Here is a 3019-nt window from a genome sequence, read left to right as displayed (position 1 = left end):
CCGAGCGAACACACATGAAACCAAATATCATGCGGTTGGAACGGGGGATTGTTAATTCCAAAAAAACGGGATGGAATCGAATCACGATATTTCTTTTTAAATGAAAAAAGGGTTAAAAGAGGGAGGGCAACGACGTAAAATAACGTCGCGACCAAAGTATAAAAAAGGTCGAAAAGTACGTTACGCACCGATAGCGTCAGAAGGCTCTAAAAATAAAATACGACCGCAGTGAGGACACATGGTGATCTCTTCGCCTTTGATAACATCGGAGTACACTTTGTCGCTGATTGCCATATAGCATCCCATACACGCTTGATTGCGTACCGGTACAGCTGTCGTATTTTTCGCCCAGCGGCGGATTTTTTGGTAGAACGATAACCCTTTTTGATTCATAGCACCCACTAAAACTTCTTTACGAGCAAAAACTTCCTTGCGATCTTCATCAATACGTGCCAATTTAATATCGACATCTACTTTTACCGTAGAAAGAATCCCTTCGATTTCAGTTGCTTTGATTTCAAGCTCATCAATTTTATTTTGTTTGTGATCGATCAGTTTTTCTAAACGTTCAATCTCTTCGTTGGCAAAGCTCACTTGCTCTTTTGCGATCTCTTCTTCGAGTTGAAGCGATTTCATTTCACGCTCTGTTTTTACTTCAGCACTTTTACGACCGTTCTCTTCGAGTTTTGCGGAGAGTTCAGCTAAATGAAGCTCATTTTTGTGCTTTTTAATCTGCTCATCTTTAATCTCCTGCTTAAAAGCATTAATGTCAGTGATGATACTATTTTTAGTAGCTAGAAGTGCATCATATTGAAGATTTGCTTCTTCAATTTGCGGTTCAAATGCATCGATCTCTTTATCAACATGAGAGAGCTCGATTAATTGTTCAAGGTGTTTGTTCATACGGTTCCTTTTGGAGTTACACGATTACCTAATTTTAGCTCAAAGATAGGTGAAGGGGTTCTTAGATGATGAAATTATAACACTCAATCCTAATTTTTCCAAATGTCCCCCTAAAACCTCACCAAAATAGCGTTCACTTTCATAATGTCCGATGTCAATCATCGATAATCCTAACGACTTAGCCTCCATCGCATCGTGATATTTGATATCTCCGGTTAAAAAGCAATCGGCTTCAATCTTTCGTATCAACGAAGCACCTGATCCTGTAACCAATGCGCACGTTCGAATATATTCATGACATTTCACCCCACGGGTATGGGGGAGCCCCAATGACAGCTTAATCTTTGCGGTGAACGTGTCATAAGACTCATTCACTCCGAGATAGGATACAAACCCCTCTTTGGCAATAATGGGATACCCTAAAATCTCCGTTGCGACATAGTCATTAAGATGCGTTTGGTCGAAGTTGGTGTGCATGGCGATATTACTGATGTTTTTTCGGATCATCGGGGCTAGTATCTTTGCCGGATATTGATTAAACTGGAGTTGTTTTAATTCGCCAAAAATGATCGGATGGTGGGTAATCAAAAGGGAATTTGTAGGAATAGATTCGATCAACTCTTCATCCATATCAATACTTAATACCACATGAGTAATTTCCTGTGCAAAATCGCCGACCAAAAGACCGGAGTTATCCCATATCTCTTGCAGTGCAAAGGGAGAGAGTTCATCAAGGTAGCTGTAAATCTCTTTTACCGTCATTTTTCATAACTCCTTTTATGCCGTTTGAAACGAACATGAACCGCCTGTGAACCCGAAAGAGGATCGGAATATTTAAATTCAAACTCTCCCAAACTTTCGATCAAATCAAGCAGTTTTTTAAAGCCGTAACTGCGCGGATCAAATTCAGGAGATTTATTGATCAAGTTTTGCCCGATCGATCCTAAATACGACCATCCCGCTTCGTTGGTCGTATCTTCGACTGCATTACGCACCAAAGCCAAAAGAGCTTTATTGTCCCCTTTAATTTTTGCCGTGACAGATTCTTTGTGATTTGTCGCTCGTCGGAGATTTTCGGTATAAATAAATTTGTCGCACACTCCGATAAAGGCTTTAGGGGTTTTTTGTTCCCCAAATCCGTAAACCTTAATCCCTGATTCACGGATGCGGCTGGCAAGACGGGTAAAATCACTGTCACTGGAGACAATGCAAAAACCGTCAAAATTTTTCGTATAGAGCAAATCCATCGCATCAATAATCATCGCGCTATCCGTCGCGTTTTTCCCAGTTGTGTAAGCAAACTGCTGCATCGGATGGAGACCATGTTCCAAAAGAATACTTTTCCACCCTTTGAGCTTTGCATCAGTCCAATCACCGTAAATCCGTTTAACACTAGCAATGCCATGTGAGGCGATTTCGTCCATCAATCCCGCGATAATAGAGGGTTGCGAGTTGTCTGCATCGATTAAGACGGCAAGCCGTGCCTGATCATCGATCATTGTGCACTCCCTAGTGAAAGAAGAGCCTCGCGTGCTTGAGGAAAATCACTTTGGAGCTCTAATGCACGTTTATACATCACTCTAGCCTCGTCAATTTCATTCATATCAACCAATAAATTGGCATAATTATAAAACGTCTGCGCATACGCATCATCAAGCTCTATTGCTTTTCGATAATGATCCTGAGCACGTTCATACGCATTTTCAGAGCGGTACAAAGATGCAATAGCATTGTGGGTTAAATCATCGTTTTCATCGAGTTCCAATGATCTCTCATACAATTCGATTCCCTTCAGACGGTCTCCACTTTTCGCGGTGACAAATGCAAGTTTATTTAAAATTTCAGTATTATTTGGTTCAATACGTGAAGCCTCTTCAAGTGCTAATCTTGCATTTTCGATCTCATTTTTCTGATAGGCTATATCCGCTTTTTCAACCAAATCATTTACAGATACGATTTTTGAGCCTTCCTGAACTTCTACTGTTTTTGTAGATGAATCCTCCAAGGTTTGAACATGACGATAGATTTGATATGCGAAAAAAAGTGTCGCACCTAGCATTAAAATTTGAAATGTAGACATAGTGTTCCTTTTGTGTAATCATAAGTATATTATAAT

Annotated in this window: 4 protein-coding genes; all 4 read right to left on the bottom strand. The window is 40.3% G+C overall.

The window, feature by feature from the left end:
• Positions 1 to 180 precede the first annotated feature (180 nt).
• Genes WA010_RS10205 through WA010_RS10190 form a run of 4 tightly spaced genes read right to left on the bottom strand, consistent with a single transcriptional unit; the run spans position 181 to position 2983 of the window.
• A complete protein-coding gene (locus WA010_RS10205) occupies positions 181 to 903 on the bottom strand; it encodes a zinc ribbon domain-containing protein (protein ID WP_422557008.1) in 723 nt (240 codons plus the stop codon).
• A gap of 39 nt (positions 904 to 942) precedes the next feature.
• On the bottom strand, positions 943 to 1665 hold the full coding sequence (locus WA010_RS10200) for a Nif3-like dinuclear metal center hexameric protein (RefSeq protein ID WP_422557007.1): 723 nt from the start codon (positions 1663 to 1665) through the stop codon (positions 943 to 945).
• Positions 1662 to 2402, bottom strand: coding sequence for an NYN domain-containing protein (locus tag WA010_RS10195; RefSeq protein ID WP_422557006.1), 741 nt, complete (start codon positions 2400 to 2402; stop codon positions 1662 to 1664). Before WA010_RS10195 ends, WA010_RS10200 begins: the two co-directional genes overlap by 4 nt.
• Positions 2399 to 2983, bottom strand: a complete 585-nt coding sequence (locus tag WA010_RS10190) for a tetratricopeptide repeat protein (protein WP_422557005.1) — start codon at positions 2981 to 2983, stop codon at positions 2399 to 2401. Before WA010_RS10190 ends, WA010_RS10195 begins: the two co-directional genes overlap by 4 nt.
• Positions 2984 to 3019 lie beyond the last annotated feature (36 nt).

This window comes from Sulfuricurvum sp. (genome assembly GCF_049305995.1).
GTDB lineage: Bacteria > Campylobacterota > Campylobacteria > Campylobacterales > Sulfurimonadaceae > Sulfuricurvum.
Note: the sequence above shows the minus strand (reverse complement) of the source record. Positions and strands in the feature narration are given on the sequence as shown.